The sequence below is a fragment of the Kitasatospora papulosa genome, from assembly GCF_000717245.1.
Lineage (GTDB): Bacteria > Actinomycetota > Actinomycetes > Streptomycetales > Streptomycetaceae > Streptomyces > Streptomyces papulosus.
Map to the genome: position 1 here is coordinate 245,787 of NZ_JNYQ01000010.1, position 20,271 is coordinate 266,057.

The 20,271-nt window shown below is 66.3% G+C and carries 12 protein-coding genes and 7 pseudogenes; 12 read left to right on the forward strand and 7 right to left on the reverse strand.

Going from position 1 to position 20,271, the window contains the following annotated elements; all coding sequences use genetic code 11:
• Positions 1-259 precede the first annotated feature (259 nt).
• Positions 260-1,134, forward strand: a protein-coding gene (locus tag IA22_RS0124625; RefSeq protein WP_106973263.1) for an IS5 family transposase whose coding sequence is annotated in 2 segments (ribosomal slippage) — positions 260-497 and positions 497-1,134 — 876 coding nt in all. Because the reading frame shifts where the segments join, the coding sequence is not laid out codon by codon here.
• Between the two features lie 18 nt (positions 1,135-1,152).
• Here IA22_RS0124625 and IA22_RS0124630 read toward each other — a convergent pair.
• Entirely contained in the window at positions 1,153-1,638 is a 486-nt protein-coding gene (locus IA22_RS0124630) for a DUF1877 family protein (RefSeq protein ID WP_030124859.1), read from the reverse strand.
• Between the two features lie 129 nt (positions 1,639-1,767).
• A pseudogene (locus tag IA22_RS34235) lies at positions 1,768-2,621 on the reverse strand (MFS transporter); the annotation flags it as partial.
• Positions 2,622-2,669: 48 nt separating this feature from the next.
• Here IA22_RS34235 and IA22_RS38300 point away from each other — a divergent pair.
• Positions 2,670-3,104, forward strand: coding sequence for an aminotransferase class I/II-fold pyridoxal phosphate-dependent enzyme (locus IA22_RS38300; RefSeq protein WP_421702128.1), 435 nt, complete (start codon positions 2,670-2,672; stop codon positions 3,102-3,104).
• On the opposite strand, the gene IA22_RS0124640 is transcribed toward IA22_RS38300, so the two are convergent.
• Complete coding sequence (locus IA22_RS0124640; protein WP_030124860.1) at positions 3,021-4,364, reverse strand: YopA family protein; 1,344 nt, start codon at positions 4,362-4,364, stop codon at positions 3,021-3,023. The genes IA22_RS38300 and IA22_RS0124640 overlap by 84 nt on opposite strands.
• An 18-nt stretch (positions 4,365-4,382) precedes the next feature.
• Positions 4,383-4,916 carry an NUDIX domain-containing protein gene (locus tag IA22_RS0124645; protein WP_038272915.1) on the reverse strand — a complete coding sequence of 178 codons (534 nt, stop codon included), beginning with the start codon at positions 4,914-4,916 and terminating at the stop codon, positions 4,383-4,385.
• Between the two features lie 111 nt (positions 4,917-5,027).
• Between IA22_RS0124645 and IA22_RS34240 the strand changes: the two are divergent.
• The 3 genes and pseudogenes from IA22_RS34240 to IA22_RS0124660 all read left to right on the forward strand — a co-directional run.
• Positions 5,028-5,342: pseudogene (locus tag IA22_RS34240) on the forward strand (aminoglycoside phosphotransferase family protein); the annotation flags it as partial.
• A gap of 10 nt (positions 5,343-5,352) precedes the next feature.
• Positions 5,353-5,565, forward strand: a pseudogene (locus IA22_RS38030) (SAM-dependent methyltransferase); the annotation flags it as partial.
• A 57-nt stretch (positions 5,566-5,622) separates the two neighbouring features.
• A complete protein-coding gene (locus IA22_RS0124660) occupies positions 5,623-6,492 on the forward strand; it encodes an IS5 family transposase (protein ID WP_030124863.1) in 870 nt (289 codons plus the stop codon).
• 77 nt (positions 6,493-6,569) lie between these two features.
• Here IA22_RS0124660 and IA22_RS0124665 read toward each other — a convergent pair whose 3' ends face one another.
• Positions 6,570-7,058 carry a DUF4265 domain-containing protein gene (locus tag IA22_RS0124665; protein WP_030124864.1) on the reverse strand — a complete coding sequence of 163 codons (489 nt, stop codon included), beginning with the start codon at positions 7,056-7,058 and terminating at the stop codon, positions 6,570-6,572.
• Between the two features lie 131 nt (positions 7,059-7,189).
• Between IA22_RS0124665 and IA22_RS37660 the strand changes: the two are divergent.
• The 7 genes and pseudogenes from IA22_RS37660 to IA22_RS0124695 all read left to right on the forward strand — a co-directional run.
• Positions 7,190-7,670: pseudogene (locus IA22_RS37660) on the forward strand (class I SAM-dependent methyltransferase); the annotation flags it as partial.
• Positions 7,671-7,684: 14 nt separating this feature from the next.
• A pseudogene (locus IA22_RS34245) lies at positions 7,685-8,289 on the forward strand (HAD domain-containing protein).
• A gap of 485 nt (positions 8,290-8,774) precedes the next feature.
• Positions 8,775-9,320, forward strand: a complete 546-nt coding sequence (locus tag IA22_RS0124680) for a hypothetical protein (RefSeq protein WP_030124866.1) — start codon at positions 8,775-8,777, stop codon at positions 9,318-9,320.
• A 54-nt stretch (positions 9,321-9,374) separates the two neighbouring features.
• Entirely contained in the window at positions 9,375-11,675 is a 2,301-nt protein-coding gene (locus tag IA22_RS0124685) for a hypothetical protein (protein ID WP_157840936.1), read from the forward strand.
• A gap of 28 nt (positions 11,676-11,703) precedes the next feature.
• Positions 11,704-12,399, forward strand: a complete 696-nt coding sequence (locus IA22_RS36835; RefSeq protein ID WP_157840937.1) for a hypothetical protein — start codon at positions 11,704-11,706, stop codon at positions 12,397-12,399.
• A 237-nt stretch (positions 12,400-12,636) separates the two neighbouring features.
• A pseudogene (locus tag IA22_RS38305) lies at positions 12,637-12,774 on the forward strand (type I restriction-modification system subunit M N-terminal domain-containing protein); the annotation flags it as partial.
• The gene (locus IA22_RS0124695) at positions 12,760-15,996 is read left to right on the forward strand and encodes an N-6 DNA methylase (RefSeq protein ID WP_413251901.1); all 3,237 of its coding nucleotides are present in this window, start codon (positions 12,760-12,762) and stop codon (positions 15,994-15,996) included. The pseudogene IA22_RS38305 and the gene IA22_RS0124695, both read left to right, overlap by 15 nt.
• A 1,259-nt stretch (positions 15,997-17,255) precedes the next feature.
• On the opposite strand, the pseudogene IA22_RS36840 reads toward IA22_RS0124695, so the two are convergent.
• Positions 17,256-18,442, reverse strand: a pseudogene (locus IA22_RS36840) (dihydrofolate reductase family protein).
• A 29-nt stretch (positions 18,443-18,471) separates the two neighbouring features.
• Entirely contained in the window at positions 18,472-19,899 is a 1,428-nt protein-coding gene (locus IA22_RS35410) for a helix-turn-helix domain-containing protein (RefSeq protein WP_030124870.1), read from the reverse strand.
• Between the last annotated feature and the right edge of the window lie 372 nt (positions 19,900-20,271).

Genomic DNA, 20,271 nt, shown 5'->3' on the forward strand with positions numbered 1-20,271 from the left:
AGTCCCTGACGAGTCGCGGTTTGGGCGTACCGTGCTTTTGTGGTAAGCGGGGGTCTCACATTTCTAGTTCGATGCAGTTCACATGCTTTGCCCAGGCGTCGAGCAAAGTCCTGCCCAGCATCGTTACGCCTACTGCAGGACCTCTTAACGCCCTCTCAGGAGGGGCTGAACTACACCACACAGGGCGGTCCGCATTTGCTTGATGCGGCACTAGGCCGTGTATCGAAAGTGGATCTTGAGCTGTGAATGATCGTGGTCCATGGCGCGGGGAGATCTCACGGACGAGCAGTGGGCGGCGTTGGCAGCGTTGCTGCCAACTGGCAGGAAGACGGGCAGGCCGCCGGTCTGGCCGCGACGGCGGCTGATCGACGGCATACGGTTCCGGGTCCGGACCGGTGTTCCGTGGCGGGACGTGCCCGCCGAGTACGGGCCGTGGGGCCGGGTCTACGACCTGTTCCGCCGTTGGCAGCGAGACGGCACCTGGCACCGGGTCCTCACCGGCTTCAGTCCCTGGCCGACGCGGAGGGTGGGATCGTGTGGGACCTGAGCATCGACTCCACGGTGTGCCGTGCCCATCAGCATGCGGCTGGGGCCCGCAAGCGGGGTGACCTGCAGATGGAACCACCGGGCGGTGTGCATGAAGAGCCCTGTGATCGCGGGCTGGGGCGTTCACGCGGTGGGTTCACCACCAAGCTGCACCTGGCCGTCGAGCAGGGACAGAAGCCCATGGCAATCGTGGTGACCGCCGGGCAGTGCGGGGACTCGCCGCAGTTCGAGCCGGTGCTGGAGAAGATCCGTGTGCCTCGCATCGGGCCGGGTCGGCCGCGCGTCCGTCCTGATCGTGTGCGGGCGGACAAGGCGTATGCCTCCCGGAGCAACCGTGCCTATCTGCGTCGGCGGGGGATTCGCTGCACCATCCCGGACAAGGCCGACCAGGCGCGCAACTGCCAGCAGCCCGGCTCGCGCGGCGGCCGGCCTCCGCATTTCGACCCGGTCGACTACCGCGAGCGTCATGCGGTCGAGTGCGGGATCAATCGCCTCAAGAGGCACCGCGCTGTCGCCACCCGGTACGACAAACTTGCGGTCCGCTACGAGGCGACCGTGCTGGTCGCGGCCATCAACGAATGGCTGTGATCAGCACGCGGCCACGTCTCAAGCCCATACCGCTTTGACCACCGCGTGGCCTGCCGAAGCCGCCTGCCCGTAGAACTCTTGGAGGTCCCTGTGATGTTCGAGGTGTTCCTGCTTGGTCCAGCCGAGGGCGCTGAACCTTGCCTCGACGACGCTCCACAGCTCGTCGAGAGAGACAGTCGTAAGGAACTGCGCGGCTTGTGACACCCCGGGCGGCTCCAGAAGCATCAGCGGGGGATCGGAGGGGTCGGCATCAGCGCTGTGGGGTACCGGGCGGCCGCCGTAGATCGGCAAATTCCAGGGCTCGTCAGCGCCTGCATAGAGGGCATCGGCGGCGGCATAGAGGTCGTGGACAGCGTCCCAGCTCTTGTTGATCGAGTGGGCGATGCCCGCGGCGTACTCGGCCTCGTCGTTTTCCCACGCCTCAGACATGAACGCAGCGAGCCAGGTGTGGTCATCCCGGATCTCGGACTCAGCCACGGCACGAAATTGCAGGTAGATGCTCACTACGACGGATCCCCCAGCTCAACGACCCACCTGTCAGGCCGAACGGGCAGAACCTACTTGACGGCACTGACAGCCACGTGTCGTCGATATCGGCTCGCGGCATCCGGCAAGACTCTTTCGATACACGGCCTAGCCGCCGAATTGGCCAGCGAGGGCTGCTCCGGCCCAGGGGGCGAGGGCTGCCGAGATGTGGGTGGGTGCGCCGAGAAGCCCTGAGAGGTGGCCGTAATGCGTGGTGCCCCAGCGGTCGGTGACCGCGGTGACCTGCAGGAGCGTGTGGTTCCCGCGGACGACTCCGGCGACGATCGGGAGGGAGGTCAGGAGCGACATGGGGCCTGGGGTGAAGGCCAGCGGTGCCGTCGTCACCCCGCCGAGGGCGATCAGGGTGGCGGTGCGGGCCGTGACCGAGGTACGGGTCGCGAGGGTCGAGTAGAGGGTGCGGCCGAGGGTCTGGCCTGCCCCACCGAGCCCCAGAGCCCAGGCGGCTTGCGTGGCTGTGGCTCCACGTTCGGTGAGGAGGGGGATCAAGCCCATGACGACGGCGTACATGGCGAAGCTGGCGAGGGTGAAAGCCGTGGCCAGCAGGATGAAGGAGCGGCTGCGCGGGATGGATGTGGTGAGGTCCCCGGAGGACGGAGGACGGAGGACGGAGGACGGAGGACGGAGGACGGCGGACGGAGGACGGCGGAGGCGGGGCGGCAGGCCACGGGCACGCAATGCCAGGGCGTGAGCCGGGATCGTGATGGCGGCGAGGATCACCGCGAGGACGGCGTATGTTGTACGCCAGTTCAGGTGGTCCGCGATGGCTGCCGTGAGGGGGCGAAGACGGTGGAGGCGAGGCCGCCTGCGAGGGTGGCGATGGTCAGGGCGCGGATGCGGTCCGGGCCCCACCAGCGGGTGAGGGCGGCGAACGCGGGCGGGTAGAAGGTGTCGGCCATGGTCAGACCTGCCAGGACCCAGCCCGGGGTGAAGACGGCTCGATTTCCCAAAAGGCAGCACTCGGCGCTCTGACGGCCGACCTCACCACCGAGCTGGAGCGTCGGCGCCTCGAACTGGACGACCGCCGCCTGACCACGATCAAGGCCCTGGCGGACACCCTCGGCATCGAGGTTGACGGCACCCCGGAAGGCGCCTTCTTCCTCCTCGCCGACGTCTCCGGCACCTACGGCCGCACCCTGGCGGGCTGCACCATCACCTCAGCGGCGAGCTTCGCTGAATTTCTCCTCGCGGAGGCCAACGTCGCGGTGGTCTCTGGCGCCGACTTCGCCGCTTCCCATCACGCCCGCATCTCCTACAGGGTCCCGCCGGACCGCCTCGCGGAGGCCCTGCCCCGGATTGCGGACTTCGCCGAAGGACTCGGACGGGCCCCGACCGGATCTGACTCAAGTCCAGGGCGTCTCCTCGGTCTCACCGGCCCAGCCACGAATCCGTGCCAGGTTCTGGTGAGGCCCCCGGTAGCCCAGTGACTCGAGGACGAGCAGAGACAGGTAGTGCCGGGTGAGCAGCCATGTCTCCGTGACGAGGCCCGGGATCCCGTAGATGTTCTCCTGAGCTTCCTCAGGGTGCACGAGCGAGTTCCGGATCCTCGTCACGGCTTCCGGGCCGTCCAGTTGCTCCCCGCTCCGTTGTCGGGCGTCGTCGATGAAGCGGGCTATGGCGGGCAGCTGGGTCCGGTCAATGTCCAGAGAGACGTTGATCCCCTGAAGGACTTTGCGCAGCTTCGTGTGCGCCTTCCAGACGCGGGTGTTCTTGTACTCCCTGCGGGTGAGCACGCCAGCCAGGACGAGCCTCTGCCACATGGCGTGCTCCAGCCCAGCGGCGCCGATCATCACCCGCTGCTCAACGAACCCCTTGTCCTGGATCGCGGTGATGGCGTAGCTGATCTGGAGTTGCAGTGGTTTGACCTTGATGGGGTCGGAGAGCGCGGGGACGAGTCCGTCCATGAATCTGGCGAGTGCTTCAGGGTCCCAGGGCTGCCACCAGCCCGAGGACAGCGACTTGGCGGGATCGCAGAGTAGGGCGCCCCACTCCTCCCAGATGACTTCGTCGAGGGGCCCGAGACCAACCGGAAGGAGCGGGGCGACCCACCGGCCCAGGCAGAAGGACATACCGAAGTGCATGGCCACGAGGACGTGTGCCGCCTCGGTGGCGGTGAACTGCTGCCCGTCGGCGCGGCTGATCTCCATCGTGTGGGTCATCGCGTAGAGCCGGGTCTTGAGTAGTTCGTCCCAGATCTTTTTGTGATCCGGCCGGACATCCAGAAGGATCTTCCATCCGTCAATCTCGTGCGACCAGCGGCCGGCTGACCAGAACCGATCAGCGCCGTCGATCCTGTCCGTCAGGTGCTGGTGGCCTTTAAACCGCGGAAGGTTGAACCAGTGGGCCACGACGCGGGTAATGGGTGCTTCGCTGTCGCCGAGAGCGGCTCCATTGATCCACCCCTCATCGTAATTCCTGGCCCAGGCTCCCACCTCGGCCTGCCCATGTGGCCGCCGGAGCCGGAGGGTAGCCGTGTCCTGGGTGCGGGGGCGTACGTCCGGCTCGGGAGTGATGCTCCAGTCGAGGCTCAGGACAGGCGAGCACCGGATGCTGATCTCCCCGGGCATGTCGGTGTCCTGTACGCCGCCGATCTCTCCACGGTGAAGAGTGATCGACTCGCCGACGCCGTTGAACGGGTAGAAGGGCTTGATCGGCGGGAGAGCCGAATCCCAAGGTGAATCGGTCATGACGCCCCTGCCTTCGAACTAGAGCCACCCGTTGAGTGAAACCTGTGCCCCGTCGGAGAGGAAAGCGGCCAAGGCGCTACGGGTTGTGGGGACGAACTCCGTAGGCAGAGCGGCAGTATCGACCCAGTGGACCCGGGCGTGCTTGCGGGGTTCGCGGTTCTCGGGTTCGCCGCTCCACTCGTGGGCGGCGAAGACGACGGTGAGGAATCCGTTGGGTGCCTCGACGCCCCAGGCGCCGTGGATGATGTGGGCGACCTTGAGGGACTCGGGCTTCACCGTGAGTCCGGTCTCCTCGTAGAGCTCACGGACCGCGGTCTCGGTGATGGGTTCGCCCGGTTCGCTCTTGCCGACGGGCAGGTCCCACATTCCTTGGGCGAACTTGGCGTTCTCACTGCGCTGGAGGAGCACGACCCGGTCGGTGGCCTTGTCGTGGACGATGACGGCCGCGACCAGCAGGGTCATCGATTCGAGCGCCGGCTTGATGGCGAGGGAGCGGTCGTCGGTCTGCTGAGCCACGGAGCATTTCCCTTCATGGGGCTGATTGTTGGGCATGTTAGGCGAGGGCGTCACGGGCGCGGCGAGCGAGATCGGCGGCGCCGGGGACACGACGGCGCTGGTAGACCGCGAGGGTGGAACGGATCGAGGAGACCGCCTTGCGAATGCGACTTCGCACGCGCCTTCACCGGGCCCGGCCTGATCGACCTCGCCTCATACCACGGCACCACCGACACACCGAGCCTCGTCCGGCTGCGGGTCTTCTTGGAGCAGTACGTCACCGTAGGCGGCCACGAGGGCGCTCTCGCCGCGCGGGGTGGCTTGGCCGCCGAGGCGTGGGCTCTGGGATGGCGCCGCATGTGGGCCGTCGAGTGGTGCATGGAACAGGCCGTCCGCTGGATCAACGATCTGGCCAAGGACCCCGCATACATTCCCGTCGTCCGCCGCCACCTGAACGACGTGTTGCAACTCCTGGGGGTCTAGGTGCTCGCCCAGGTCTCCCCCCTGGTACGCCCACGCCGCCCAGCGCCTCGCCACCGCCCCGGCTCACGCCCTCACCGCACCGGTCCGGATGGAATGGAGCACCCACCCGGGCCTCGGCCCCGGCGCCGAGATCCTCGGCCTCGACCTCGACCTGCGCTGCAAGCGCATTCTGGAGCTTGGCTGCGGCCCCGGCCACAACGTCGCCCACCTCGCCAAACACCACTAGGCCGTGTTTTGAAAGTCGGCTCTGTTCCTCGTCCCGCATCGTGATGATCTCGGTGTGGGGCGAGGGGATCTTTCTGACGAGCAGTGGGCGGTGCTGGAGCCGTTGTTGCCGGTTGCGGTGTTGGGGCGGCCGTCGTTGGGCCGGCGGCGGCTGATCGACGGGATCCGGTGGCGGGTGCGGACTGGTGCTCCGTGGCGGGATCTGCCGCAGGAGTACGGGCCGTGGCAGACGGTCTACGGACTCTTCCGCCGCTGGCAGCGTGACGGCACCTGGCCCGAAGTTCTGACCGGGCTGCAGGTCCGGGCGGATGCGGCGGGGCTGATCACGTGGGAGGTCAACGTCGACTCCACGATCTGCCGGGCTCATCAGCACGCTGCGGGCGCCCGCCGTGACGGACAGGCTCAGAACGAGCCGCCGGGCGGAACCCGCGACGAGCCTGACGACCACGGTCTGGGCCGGTCCCGGGGAGGCTTCACCACCAAGATTCATCTGGCCTGCGAACAGGGCCAGCGTCCGTTGTCCTTGCTGGTCACCGCCGGTCAGCGCGGTGACAGCCCTCAGTTCACCGCTGTCTTGGATGCCATCCGGGTTCCCCGCACCGGACCTGGCCGTCCCCGTGTCCGTCCGCTGCGGGTGCGGGGCGACAAGGCCTACTCCTCCCGCGCCAACCGGGCCTATCTGCGAAAGCGTGGGATTCTGTGCACGATCCCTGAGCCTGCCGACCAGGCCGCCAACCGCAAACGGCGCGGGAAGACCGGCGGGCGGCCTCCGGCTTTCGACCGCGAGGACTACAAGGCCCGGCACGCGGTCGAGTGCGGGATCAACCGGCTCAAGCGCAGCCGGGCGGTCGCCACCCGGTTCGACAAACTCGCGGTCCGCTTCGAGGCCACCGTCTTGGTCGCCGCAATCGGCGAATGGATATGACGGGCCTGAGCGGGCGGTTCCTGCACGAGAACGATGCTGCATGGCTCACTGCAGGCTTGGACGGGGCGCCGTTGCCCTCACGGTCGCGCAGCGGCTTCCCAGGCGGCAGTGACACACCCTTCTTCCCAGTGCCACCAATCCTTCGTCTCGCCGTGCTCCAACAGCTCGCGGATTTTCGGCAGGTCTGCCTGTGGCGGGACGTCCAAGACCACCATCCCGAACCGCTCGATGCCTTCGCCTGTCGTGCCGAGGCGATGGAAGACCTCCAGCACGCTCTGCCGGGCGGCGGCTGAGCCGTCGTCCTTCAGCACGATGAGTCGGATGGTGCAGTTCTGAGAAGGCTGCACCGTTTCTCCGGCCCAAAGAACACCGTCATCATCCGGTTGAACCCTGATGATGTCGCCACTGGCGACTCCGCGGACGAACCAGGGAGTGTTGTCCAGCCGCACCGTGTCATCGCTGAGGTCGACAGCCCACAGGCTCTCGACACTCGCCGGCGGCCACCCGTCTTCGCCTATCTCCATGCGGAAATGGACCTTCACATGGTCGTCACTGATGTTCGTCACCGAACCATCATCCACTTCGCATCCACCAGACCAGACTGCGGAGCACGCAGGTGCGTGTCTCCGGACCCGGCTGGCAGCCTGCCACGATCGCCGACCGCCGCCAGATGATCGGCTTCTAAAACACGGCCTAGGCCCGCGCCACCGGCGTGGACCTAGTCGGCCTCCAGATACGCCGCGCCCGCTCCCACTACGGCCACATCGACGGCGCCACGTTCGCCGCCGGCCACGCACTGCACCACCTGCAGGCCACCGGCCAGACCTTCGACGCGATCTACTCCGCCTTCGGCGCCTTCGGCGCCATCGGCCTCGTTGCCCACGAGCTGCTGCTCGCCGCCATTTCCCGACGTCTCAAGCCGGGCGGTGTCCTGGCCTTCTCCGTCCCGCACCCGGCGCGGGCCGGAAGACATCCGTCCACGGACGACCGTCCGCACGAGGACTACGTGACTATGCCCGACCACACCCGACTCCATCGCTCGATGGGACTTCGACGCCCACCGCTGGAGCGCCTACCTCTCCCGTACCGACCTGCGCATCACCTCTGGGCTGGACCTCCACCACCCGCACCGCGACCCGTGGCCCACCACCCTCCTGATCACCGCCCGCAAACGCTGACCCCGGAGGCACCAATGGCTCTGCCCTACCTGCTGCTGGACATCGACGGCGTCCTCATACCCTTTCCGGCCGCAGACGGCACCACCCCGCTCACCCACGTCCGCCACACCGTCCTGCCCGTCGGCCGACACCCGGACGACCCCGTCCCCATCTGGCTCAACCCCAACCATGGCCCGTTGATTACCGGCCTCTTGACCAGCGGCCTCGTCACCCGGTGTGGTGCACGAGCTGGCGCAAGGACGCCACCACGATCATCGGACCCCTCCTGGGCCTGCCGGACTTCCCCTACCTCGACCTGCCGCGACTCTAGATCGCCACCAGCCACCCCAACGGCTACCTCTGGAAACGCGATCACGTCGATGCCTGGCTCGGCACGGCCCCAGTCATCTGGATTGACGACGACTTCACCGCCCTCGACCACATCTGGGCCGCAGATCGGACAGCCCAAGGTTGCGTAACCGTGCTGATCCAGCCAGACCCCTATGTCGGTCTCCAAGCCAGAGATCTCGTATGCGTTCAAAACTTGGTAGCGCGATTGTTCGAGAATGACACCACGTCCGATGAATGGCTGTGCGGGCAATCTCCGAGTGGCTGCTGCGGTTTTTGTGACGCCTGTTAACTTGTGTGGTTGCAGTTGCGGGCGATGTTGGCTGGAAGTTCAGGTCGAGTAACCCCGCTTCGGATGGCACACTCGGCACGTGAATTTAACGGCGACTCGGCTCATCCTCTCTCCGGTCATTAGTTTGAGAGCGCTACGCATGATCCAGAAATCGCGCTGGACCATGACGTTCGACGTGGCCTGGCGGACTTCGCGGGTCCTGAGATGCCCAGATGAGCTGGTCTTTCGTGCACACGGGCACCGGGCTCATTCAACTCGAGAGCCCGGGCTCCCTGAGGTGGCGCCCCCGCCTCACGAGTCACAATAGTTGCGCGGCGGTGTCGCTCGAAAGTAATCGAGTATGTTTTCGAAGATCGGCTAGGTGTTCACTTCCGGTCCTATTTAAGCCAGGATTGTTTGAATCGGCATACGCCTTCGCCCCGTGAAGGTATGAATAGCTCCTTGTCTCGATTCGGATGTGTTCAGGTCTACGAGGGTGGGGCTTCATGCTGGATGGTGCGGATTTTTCCATGGTCGCAAGCAGTGCGCTGCCGGCGGCGTTCGCGTTCCTCGGGCAGAGGCTGGACGCGGTCCTGTCGCGTCGCCGCTCTGGCGGAACGGTGGAGGCGGAAGCGGACCCGGAGGTACCCGCCGAACTGGTGGGCGAGCTGGAGCTGCCGCTTCGAGCCGACTCGGAGCGGCTTGAGGCCCGGCTTGAGGTGCTGGAGGCTTATGCGCTCGGAATGGCCCAGTATCAGCGCGACTCCTCCCAACTCACTGTCGAGAATGCTGTGCTTATGCGGACCCTCGGGCAGGTGCGTGTGGCCCTAGAAGACGTCTACGGCCAGCGGTTCACCTTCGCGGGTGAGGCTCGTGAACAGACTGGCCCCGTGAGTGCTCAGCACTACGACACGGTGGCCGGTGAGGTGACGGGTATCGAGGCGGAGGACGCCATTCGCGGCTCCGTTACAAGCACTATCAGGGCGAGGAGCGTGGAGGCCGGGGGAAAGGTCATCGGGATGAAGGCGCCCATCATCGACGGCCGCGTGTGAAGGCCCGATCCCGCCTCTGACTTCCCTCCCCGACCAGCTAAGAGGAGTCCGCGCATGGCTGAGCCCGCTACTGAGTACGTGCAGGAACCGAGCGCCGACGGGCGAGGGAAGACACTCGCGCCCGGCTTGAACGGTGGCACTGTGGATGACACTGCAGTCCCACCTGCGCCCTCGGATTCGGCGGGCTTGGCGGAGGAACTGGCATCCAGCACCCCCATCCCTGTCGCAGTCGACGACACCGTGGAACTTCCGGCCTCGCCCTCAGCTACCGACGCAACACCGATCCAAGCCGAAGCCGAAGGGGATCCGGTCCCATCGGCGGCGGCTCTCCGTAGCGGCCCGTACGCCAGCGTGCACTCGGATGCCAATCACGGCACCATGATCGGTCAGCTCTTCGAGGCAGTGCAGCGCCACAGCGGTGCGCCCCTGCGCGCAGAATCAGTGGCTCGAGAGCTAGCGGACTACCTACCCATTGGGAATGAAGGGGAGGTCGCTCAGGTCCTGAAGGACAACCGCGTCGCGGTGCTCGTCGCGGACCACCTTGGCAGTGGCCGCTGGACTTCGGCACTGCAGCTGCTGACCAACGTTCAAGGTGAGCCCCTGATCCTGCGGCGGGTCCGTCGAGAAGTCGGGGACAGCTTCAGCATGGAGGGTCTCAGAGGAAACAAGCGCACCGGGTGGATCCTGGACCTGCGCGAGACTGAGGAAAGTGTCCCTGCCAGCTGCGACTTTGGCCTGGAGCTACAGCAAGCCGACGACTTACGTGATGATGACTCCTACCTGATCGTTCTGGTGGGTGCAGAGCTATGGGCTCGGATCGGGAACGGTGCCGGCGGCCTCGCGAAGATTCCCGCGGCGCCGGATGCGATCGAGCTCTTCACGAAGTACCTGGAGACGGCAGGGATCACCGACCCGAAGTCTTGGGCTGAAGACCACCGTCTCTGCAAGGACTTGCCTCAGTTGCGCCCAGGTCAGGTGAAGGAATGGGCCCAGACCTTGGTACGCGCCGAGTCCCAGTACAGGTCCGCCACAGGACGCAGCACTGAACGAGACTCTGACGGGTTCGACAAGGTCGTGCAGGCCGTCGCAAACGCAGTCGCCGGCTGGATGGATGTCCTGTGGAAATGGCACTCCGAGCCCGGCCGAACCAGCTACGACCGCAACTACTTGCTGCTGGCTTCGGTCTACGACGGCGCACCCATCGAGAACGTCCACGACAGGATCACCTCCCTGGGGCATGCCCTTGGTGAGAAGAACGAAGGTCCCCGGCTGACAGGGCAACAGGGACCCGGTCTAATTCAGCTGGCGCGCCAGATCGATGCGATACCTCTGCCTGACGGCAACCTTCGGTTCCCTGGGCCTGGCTTCGCCGAGGCTGTGGTCCGCTACTTCTGGCGGGACCGGCCAGAACTCATCGGGCCGTTCACGAACTGGACGGCCAAACTCTGCTTGGGCCTCCAGCCGGACCAGCAGGCGCGTCTCGCACAGCGTATGGTCCCGTGGGCCCTCCGCCACGCCCAGGCGTCCAGGCAGACGAAGTTGCTGTACCGGGTGGCTGAAGACTGGTCGCAGGACGGCGGCCTCGTTGGGCACGCCCATGATCTCTTGGTCGCTGCCATTCTCGACCCAGAGGTCGGCCAGCTCACCCGGAACGCAACTACCAGGTGGGCCTCGAGCGAGGAGAGCAGTGCTCATCTCCTGCGGACACTTGCCCGTGTATTTCAGACTCTCGTTCCTGCTCACCCCGGGCTGATGTTGCGCCGATTGGGTGACCTCGCCGTCTCGCAGAAGGACGGCGTTGCGGAGGCCGTCGGGACGGCCCTCAACGCGCTCTGGGAGGAGGACGAGCTGCGTCCCCAAGTGCGTAAGACCCTCGATTCCTGGTTCACCAGTGATCACCACGGCCTGCAGCACTCTGCTGCGAGCGCTTTCATGAATCTGGCACTGCAACATGACGATTCTGGTCAACCAGCTCTGCTGAGCACCCCGGAGGGAGGGGTTGTACCAGACTGGGTGATCCGTGGCTGGCGAACCGCTCTGGAGGCGGAGGAGCCCACTGCGCTTGGCCGGCGAGCTTGTGCCGTGTGGTTAGACGCCGCTGCGGCAACGGGAGACGACGCAGCAGATCGGATTGTGGCCACGTTCGTGCGTGCAGTTCACGAGACCCACGGTGATCATCTGCGGGGCCGACGCGTCCTGAACCTCTATCGACTGGCTGAGCACTGGTTGATTCGCGGGGAGGCGCTGGATTGGGAAGGGCGTAGTAGGTTCCGTGTTGCACTGGTACGAAGCGTGGAGGCCGCCGATCCGCGTGCGCCGAGCGGGGAAAGGGAGGGAGAATCGGCGAGTGCTTAGATTCTGGGGGCGGCCAACAAGGCGGGGATTGTTCTCGGGCAGCTTCACCGTCTCGAGCGCAGATGATGGTTTCCGCTTTGATGTGCGCGTAGAGGGCCGATGGCAGAGAAGCCGAAGCCGGCACCACAATCCGGAAGCCGTTGCGTCGTCCTATGTGATTGGCGAGTTCACGAGGCTGGCGGCTGACTGCCGCATCCTTGACTACGCCGAACTCCAACATCGTGCTAACGCACGCTTGGGCAGGGAAGCGGTACTAGCCGATGAGGGAGTGCGGGTGCGCTGGGCCACCGTGCGCGTACACGTCACCGCTGAGGATCTGAATTCCGCCCACGCCCAGATGCGCCTCCGGGCACGCGCGCGTGCGGACTCGGAAATCAAGCAACTGAGAGTGGCCCAGGCGGTGGCATATCGTGACCAGCTGCGCACGGACCCGACGCTTGTCCTTGCGCAGCTGTTGCTCGAGTCGCCGGAGACGGTTAACGCGGACACGGTCAAAATCGTCCCCATAGTTGCTGAACAGGTGGCTATGTTCGCCCCGGGTGCTGCGTGGGTGCAAACAGCGCATCTGCTGGAGGAGTGGTACGGGAAACTGAAGCCCGACGCCAAGCAGTTCGTCATCGGGCGTTTGTGTACTGCGCTGACCGAATTCGAGGGCGAAGCTGCGGCTGAGCGGTTGAAAGAGATCCATGGCCTCCCCTCTCCCGGCGCCGAACGACCGTCCTAGAAGTGGAGCAGCTCAAGTGGAGCGTCCCGGCCGCCACCCTTCGCAGAGTCCGTCCGCCATGTAGCCACCTCAACCCGGCAGACGGCGACGACATCCGATGGCTGGCGATGTCGAAGGCTCGGACGGAGCCGTAATGGAAGGACTTGCCAGCCCCAGGGCGGTGAACCCATGGCACGCCGCCGGATGAGATGATGAGTGGTGCTCCGGCGGGAGGTGCCGCTGGGCTGGGGAGGGCGAGTGGCCGGGGACGGAAACCGTGCACGGGTGGACTTCGTCTGGTCCGTGGCAGATTTGCTGCGGGGCGACTTGAGGTCAAGTCAATACGGCAGAGTGATCCTGCCTTTCACCGTGCTGCGGCGCATGGACTGCCTGCACCGCAACGAAGTCAGCCCGCAGCTGTTTACGACAGCGGGTGAGAGTGTGGGTGACTCGTTGACCGATGAGGCGGGCAGTGTAGGAATCGGCTCTACACAGGGACCTTTGGCCGAGGATGAGAGTTGCCCCACGGTTACAGGCTTGGACGAAACGCCGGCCGGATCGGGTGAGAACGCCAGCTTCCCAGACGCCTCAGGCGGCCTTGCCGGACTGCTTCTGGCGGTCGACGATGAGACTTCACCTGATGCCGAGCTGGTCCTGGCTGAGGCAGTGGACCGGTTTGTGCGGGGATTTCCCGCCGAGGTCGTGGATGTACTGGACTCGTTTGAATTTCCGTACACCGTCCGACATCTGGCGAATGTGCGGGTGCTGCGACAGGTGGTGACGCGGTTTGCTGAGCTTGATCTGAGCCCCGCCACCGTTTCCGACCAGGAGATGGGGCGGGAGTACGAGGAACTCGTGCGGCGCTTCACCGAAGCGTCGCCGGAGAGCTCAGCCGAGCACACGAGTCCCCAGGACCTGAGTGCGTTGACCGCCAGGTTGCTGCTTGGACCGGACACGGCAGCGATGATTTCGCCAGGGTCCTCGATCACCGTCTACGACCCGTGCTGCGGTACCGGCGGCATGTTCTCTGCCGTCGAAGGCTTCCTGCGTGAGGTGGGAAACTCCGCCGTGACGTTGGTCTCCGGTCAAGAGATCAATCCGGAAACCTACGCGACAGCCCGCTCCCTACGGATGATGAGAGGCGCGGATCCCACAGGCATCTTGCACGGCGACGTCCTGTCAGACGACCGACACCGAGGGGAGACATTCGACTATCTGCTGGCGGCCCCTCCTAACGGCCTGGAATGGAAGCGGCAGCACGATGAAGTGACCCGCGAGGCGAGAGAGCTGGGATTCGAAGGGCGTTTCGGCGCAGGGCTGCCTCGTGTCAGCGACAGCTCCTTGCTCTTCGTCCAACATCTCGTCGCCCATATGCGGCCCACGGACATGGGGGGTGCCCGAGCCGCAGTCGTGTTCACCGGTTCGTCCCTGCAGAGTGGAGGCGCGGGCTCCGGCGAGTCGGAGATTCGCCGGTGGCTGGTGGAGAACGACCTGTTGGAGGGTGTGGTTGCTCTGCCCACTCACCTGTTGTGGAACATCAGCATCCCGATGTACGTATGGCTGCTGTCCAACCGGAAATCGCCCCAGCTGCGAGGGAAGGTCGTCGCTCTGGACGCACGCAAGCACTCCGCGACGCTGCGCAGGCCGCTGGACAGAAAGCGCCACTACCTGACGGACCAACATATCCGCGAGATCGTGGAGCGGTACGAGGTGGCATGCGGCGTTACGTCAGAAGGGGACCGGGGAGTCGACACCGAGGGTGCAGCGTTGCTGCTCGATGCCGATGACCTCGTCTATCAAGAGGTCACGATTGATTGGCCTCTGCGGCAGCATTTCGCCGTGAGCGCCGACGTCGTCGCTGACGTCGAGTCATCGAGAATGATGACGCGTTTCGACCAGGCGCCAGCCTTGCTGCGTGCCCTGCGTGAGCTGACCGGTGAAACCTGGCCCACATGGGCTGCGTTCGAGGGTGCGTTCTCGACCGCACTGAAGAATGCTGGTCTGTCGACTGAGCTCCCGCGCTCACTGTGGGACCGCGTACGCAAGGCCGTGGCCGTATCGGACGCGGGAGGCGAGGTCCAGACGGACTCGCGGGGGCGCACGCTTCCGGATCCTGAGCTGGCCCACACGGTGCGGGTACCCCTCGGGCAGGACGTAGAGGAATTCGTACAGCGTGAGATGGTTCCCGAGCCTCCCGATGCGCGACCTGACCTGAGCAGCATCAAGATCGGGTGTGCGCTGCCGCAGGCTCCTTTCATAGTCGGTGGGCCCGGTAATGGCTTTGGGTCGCTAGCCACGGTGGCGCGGCGCGTAAGCCGATGGCTTAGCCAGAGGGCGACGGAGGGCATGCCCCTGCTGAGCGGAAGCGACCTTCAGACTGCCGCCACGGCGGCGGATCTGCCGGAGGCTCCCGAGACGGCGCAGGCTCTGGCCGTCTGCACCGGCGGAGATGTGGTGGGGCAGGCAGGCAACTGGCGGCTGCTGCCAGCCGACTTCGGGGATGCCGTGACACGGTTGACCGTGCTGCGTCCCCTCGGCAACGGCGGGCGCGCTCTGTGCGAGTGGCTGCGGACTCGGGCAGGCGAAGAGGGAGGTTTGCATGCCCGCGTCTCCATGAACTCGCAGGTGCCCGTCGAGCTGATCAAGGACGCCGAGTTCAACTCACTCTTGGTCGACCTCGACGGGGGCAAGGAAGCCCTTGCCCGCACCACCTCCAGGATCCTGCCGAATGTGTTCCGTGACCCGCAGGCCGGCCTTGACGAGATGCGCCGCACTGCGAAGGCTTCGGCGTACGAGGCTCGCATCATCGGTGAGCTCGTCCAGCCGCTCGGAGACCCGGTGTGGCGGGCCGAGTGGAGCTACCCGTACCACATGGCAGCGCTGGCCCGGCAGTACCGCATCGCAACGACACTCGCCCAACGCAAGGACGCCTTGCTCAAACTCGCGGAGAGCGTGGCGCGCTGTGTCGGTGTTCTCGCTCTCGCGGTTCGGATCCACCGTCGGCAGAGCTTCGAGGACGCTCTGCGCGGTCCCTTTAAGAAGGGTGGTGGAGCAACATTCTGGACGTGGCAGAGCCAGATTTCAGACCTGGTCAAGGATGGACCCATCCCCGAACTCCCGGAGCTGGAGGGGGCTCTGGACTCCGATGGGGTGTTCAGTCTGCTCAACCAACTACGCGGGATGAGAAACGACTCCAGCCACGCGAGTAGGGTCCAGCCGGAACATGAGCTGGAGCGGGAGGTTCAAGCTCTGGAGCCGGTAGTCGTGGCTACTCTGGAATCAGTGGGATGGCTGTCTGGCCTCCACTGGGACCTGGTCGACACGTGTGCGTACACCGGCAATGGCGGGTTCACGCTGATCGGGCGGCGGTTGCGGGGCAGCCACCCCGACTGGGAGACTTTCGAGCGCCCATATCCAGGCACCCTCGACCCGAACCGCATCTATGTGCAGGGCCCTTCATCCGCTGAACCACTGGCGTTGTGGCCCATTGCACGGGCTGAGGTGTGCACGGAGTGCGACGCGCGGGAGCTGTTCCTGCTGCACAGGATCACCAAAGAGAACGGGGCGATCACTTCGCGCTGTGGCAGGGATCATGAGTTCCCGCGACACGGCGCCTGAGGCGCGGTGGTCGTCTGAAGAGACCGCGGGGGCAGGAGTTGGCCAGCTTCCCGGAACGTTCCTGAAGCAGCCTGTCACTACCTCCGGCCGCAGAGCGGCTCGTCGGTAGCGATCTACTCATACGCTCAGTCGTGCCGATCGAGCCGTACGCCGGCCGCCTGGGCGGGCCCCACCAGCGCACGTTGGTGGCCCTCCTCCTCGCCCAGGCCCGGCCAGGCAGCCTCGTCATCGCCCCGCGCGGCGGCTGCCGCATCAGATCAACCTGATCGCCCACTGCTTGACGGAGGCGTCCGCGCTGCGGTGTACCCGCCGCCTGGAACCGCATGCCGCTCCGGTAGTGATCCTGACCGTGTACGGGGCCGACGCGCTCCTCGCGGATGGAGGCACCTTCGGTGCAGGCCGCACTCGAGGCAGAAGGGCTTGATGCTCCAGGAGTGAGACACGACGACTGGAGCGCACTCGGCGGACCGGAGCGTGTTCGCAGGGACCGCTGGCTCCCGCGCCGGCGGATATCGCCCATCCAGCGAGCGACTGGGCCTGACTGAGGAAGTGATCGAGTGGACAGGTCTCAGCGTGGTCGACTGGGGTCGGCGAATGGGGTCATTCGAGCCGTGGGGAGTGAGAGGTCCTGCGCGTCTATTCGGGGGGACCGTGAGCGCCCCACCGCAGCCCTGGTCTCCACGAATTCAGCATGAGGCACGGTGTGAGATCTTCGAGCCTCTGACCTGCCGGGGTACGCGCGGCTGCAGCGCTTCGTCAGCCGCGAGGTCCTCACCGCCATGCCCCCGAGCGTCAGCTACTCCCTCACCCCCTGGGGGAGACCACCGCCGACCACCTCATGGCCCTCATCGGCCACATCGAAGCCAATATGCCCGCCGTCCTCGCCTCCCAGGAACAGGACACCACCACCCCGGCCTGATCCCCGGCTCGCAGCCGGGGCAGGTCACGCGCCTGCACGTCAAGCCGCCGGTCATACCGACGACATGCTTCACACGTCCTTGCGCCGCCGCCGCATGGCCGGTGAGACGGTCGAGCGGATCCAGCCTGATCTGATCACCCCACCGGTCGCCATAAGGAGCGGCACCCGAGCTGCCGGGCGTCTACCGGGCGCCCGCCGAGCACGAGGCAGAGCGGGTTGGTGCGGCGGGAGCTTGCAGCGGCGATCACCCTCGCGGGCGATGATGGGGGCTTAACCCTGATCTCGAATGTCCGTCAAAGCGGATCAAGCCCAGCCCTGGGATGCTCCCTGAATCCGAGTATCAGAGGAGGTGCCGGTTCGGCGCCTGTGCAGCGTTTGCGTACTCAGGAAGTGCAAGAACTATGACGCCGGCGTCTTCGAGGGTCTCGGTGCCATCGGCGCCGACGACGAACGTATCGGGTTCGCTCCACGCGGTGACGACGCGGCAGAGGCCCACGTCGCGGATGAGCTGGGCGCAGGGGCGAGGTCGGGACGCTCGCTTGGCGCAGGGCTCCAGGGAGCTGTAGATCGTGGCGGTGGCGAGCCGGGCGTCCTCGGCGGGGAGCTTGGCGAGGGCCCCTTCCTCGGCATGGTCGTGGGGATCGTTCTCGCGGGAGTAACCGCGGGCGAGTTCGGTCCCGTCGGCCGCGACGATGACCGCCCCCACGCTGAAAGCGGTCTCCGAAGGTGGGCAGAGGGCGGCCAGCTCACAGGCGAAGGCGAGCCAGTTCCGGTCTGCGGTGTTGGGCTCGCGGCCGGTGCCGGGGGCGCCGGCTGAAGAGGTGGTGCTCATCGGGGCTCCGTCGAGGTGTCCTTGGGGGCGTACCTCAGGAGTACCACGTCACCGATCTGGCGGGCATCGAGGAGCCGGAGGCGGGCGGCGGGGCCGCCAGGGTAGCTCGCGGGGCCGAGCATTCTTACCGCATCGAATTGGCCGACCAGGAGCGGGGCGATGACGAGTTGGAGTTCGTCGGCAAGAGCTGCTTCGAGGAGCTGTGTGTGAACGGTGCCACCGCCTTCGACCATGAGCCGCTTGATGGCGTATTCGTCGCCGAGGATGTCGAGCGCGGCCGGCCATACGGCCTCGGCGGGGACGCTGTGAACGGTGGCCAGGTCACCGAGGTTGGCGCGAGCTTTCGCGGTGGCCTCGTGGCCCACGGCCAGGACGAGCTTGTCCCCGCCGTGGTGCCAGAACTTCCAACCGGGGTCGAGGTCGCCCGTTCCTGTGATGGTGACCTTTAGCGGGTACTCGGGCTCACCGGCGGCGACCCGGGACGCCCTGCGTTCCGCCGAGTTGACGAGGAGGCGGGGGTTGTCGGCACGCAGTGTGCCGGCGCCGACAAGGATGGCGTCGACACTGGCTCGTACGGAGTCGACGCGCTCGAAGTCCTCCTTGTTGGAGAGCAGGAGCCGGTCCTCGCCCGGGCGGGTGTCGAGGTGGCCGTCGATCGATACAGCTGCGGACAGCAAGACGTACGGGCGGGGCACGGTATCTCCAGGCGGTGTGCGCGGGTGAGTCAGGCGGGATGCAGAACGATCCGGTCGAGTGAGGCGCGGAACTCGGCGACGCCGTCCTCGCCGGTTGCGGGGGCCAGCGCCTGGTCGAGCCGGCCGAGCTGACCGAAGATGCGCGCGGATCCGGTCTCGGCGGCGATCCCGACGGCCTGCCCACCGATTCGGGCAGCGAGGGTCACGTTGCCTGTGCCCGCATGGGCACGTGCAGCGCGAGCGAGGTAGACACCGCGGTCCCGGCGATATGCGGACGGGAGCACTGCGAGGGCGCTGTCGAAGCCTGCCGCGGCCTGCTCATACTCGCCGAGCGCGGCGAGGGAGCGAGCTCGGGCGGTGCTGATGTACGCCGCATCGAGCCAGGAACCCCAGACACCGTCGGAGCCCGCGCGCCCGAGGAGAGCAAGCGCGGTGTCGTAAGCCCTGTGGGCTTCACCGCCTTCACCGAGTACGGCACGCGCGTGGGCCTCGTGCAGAACGGCGATGACTTCGAGGCGGCTCCCGGGTCGGGCGGTGCGTCGGGCGGCTGCGGCGAGGCCGAGAGCGTCGGCAGGATGGCCGGTGTCGACGGCGAGCTGGGCCTTACGGCCGAGGATGTACGCGGTGAGATCGGTGTCGCCGGTGATGTGGGAAGCGTCCAGTGCTTTCGCGGTGTGGCCGTGGGCGGTGCGCTCGTCGCCGATGTCCTGGGCGAACCAGCCTGCCAGCTCTTCGTATCGCGTCTCCAAGGCGAGAAGCTCGATGGCGTCGGTGCCACGAGCGGATCGACGTCTTGTGGCAAGGGAGACGAGGTGTTGTTGCAGGGCGGGCAACACGTGCCGGGGGCCGATGAGGTTGTCGGTCTGGATCATGACCCGGCGGAGTTGCGCGAAGTGCTCGAAGGGAGACCCCATGTCGGCGAGTTCGGTGGCAGCCGCCGGCGTCGCGGCCGGCAAGGCTGTCGCAGCCAGGCCGGCGATCCCTGATGCGAGAACAACGCGGCGGGGCACGGGCACGAACAGGATCCTTCCGTGGATGCGGGCGGGGACGACGACCGTGTCCGTGTCGTCTCCAAGCGAGCCTGCCCGCACGACCGCGTTCATGGCCAGGGCCTCCGGGGCGCTGGCCCCATGGCCCCGTGGACTGGCCCCATGAGTCGCTGTCGCGGCTCTGGACACCGGGACAGAGCAATCCTGGGGGGCCTCGCGCTCCGCGCTGTCCCAGCCACGAACCAATGCACCGGCGGCATCGAGGATGTCGTCGAGAGTGATGGCCGCATGTTTCGGGACGGGACGTTCAGCGCGCTCGAAGCGCCCGAGATGTGAACGGTCGATCAACGCCCTGCGAGCCAGAGCCTGCTGTGACAGCAGACGGGCCTCACGGAACTGGCGTAGCTCATAACCCCAGCGGTGCCATGGGCCGGCGTCCGGAGTCAGCTCGTTCGGCTGCTGCCCCACGCTTCCTCCTCCACCGTGGACTTTCGTTCACCCGCGGTCGATGTCAGCGACAGGGGCGGCTCTCCATGGGGCCTGCGGAGCCAGCGTGTGAGGCTCCATCTAGGGCCTGCCCACCGGGGTTCCGTACCGCTTTCATCGTCGGTACGAGCTGATCACACGGTATCCGAACGGCGCCTGGCAGGGACCTGATTCACGTCAGGGGCGAACGTAGTGGTCGGTCGGACCGAACGCATTGCGCAACCGTCGGATGAGCCCTGCGCGGGCGGAGCGCGATCTAGGGCCTGTGTGAGGTCGTGATCAATATCTGCGTTCCGCTGCCGTGCCGGGACGGATCACGGTAGAACGCCGGTGTGACGCGCCGACAGCTCAGTG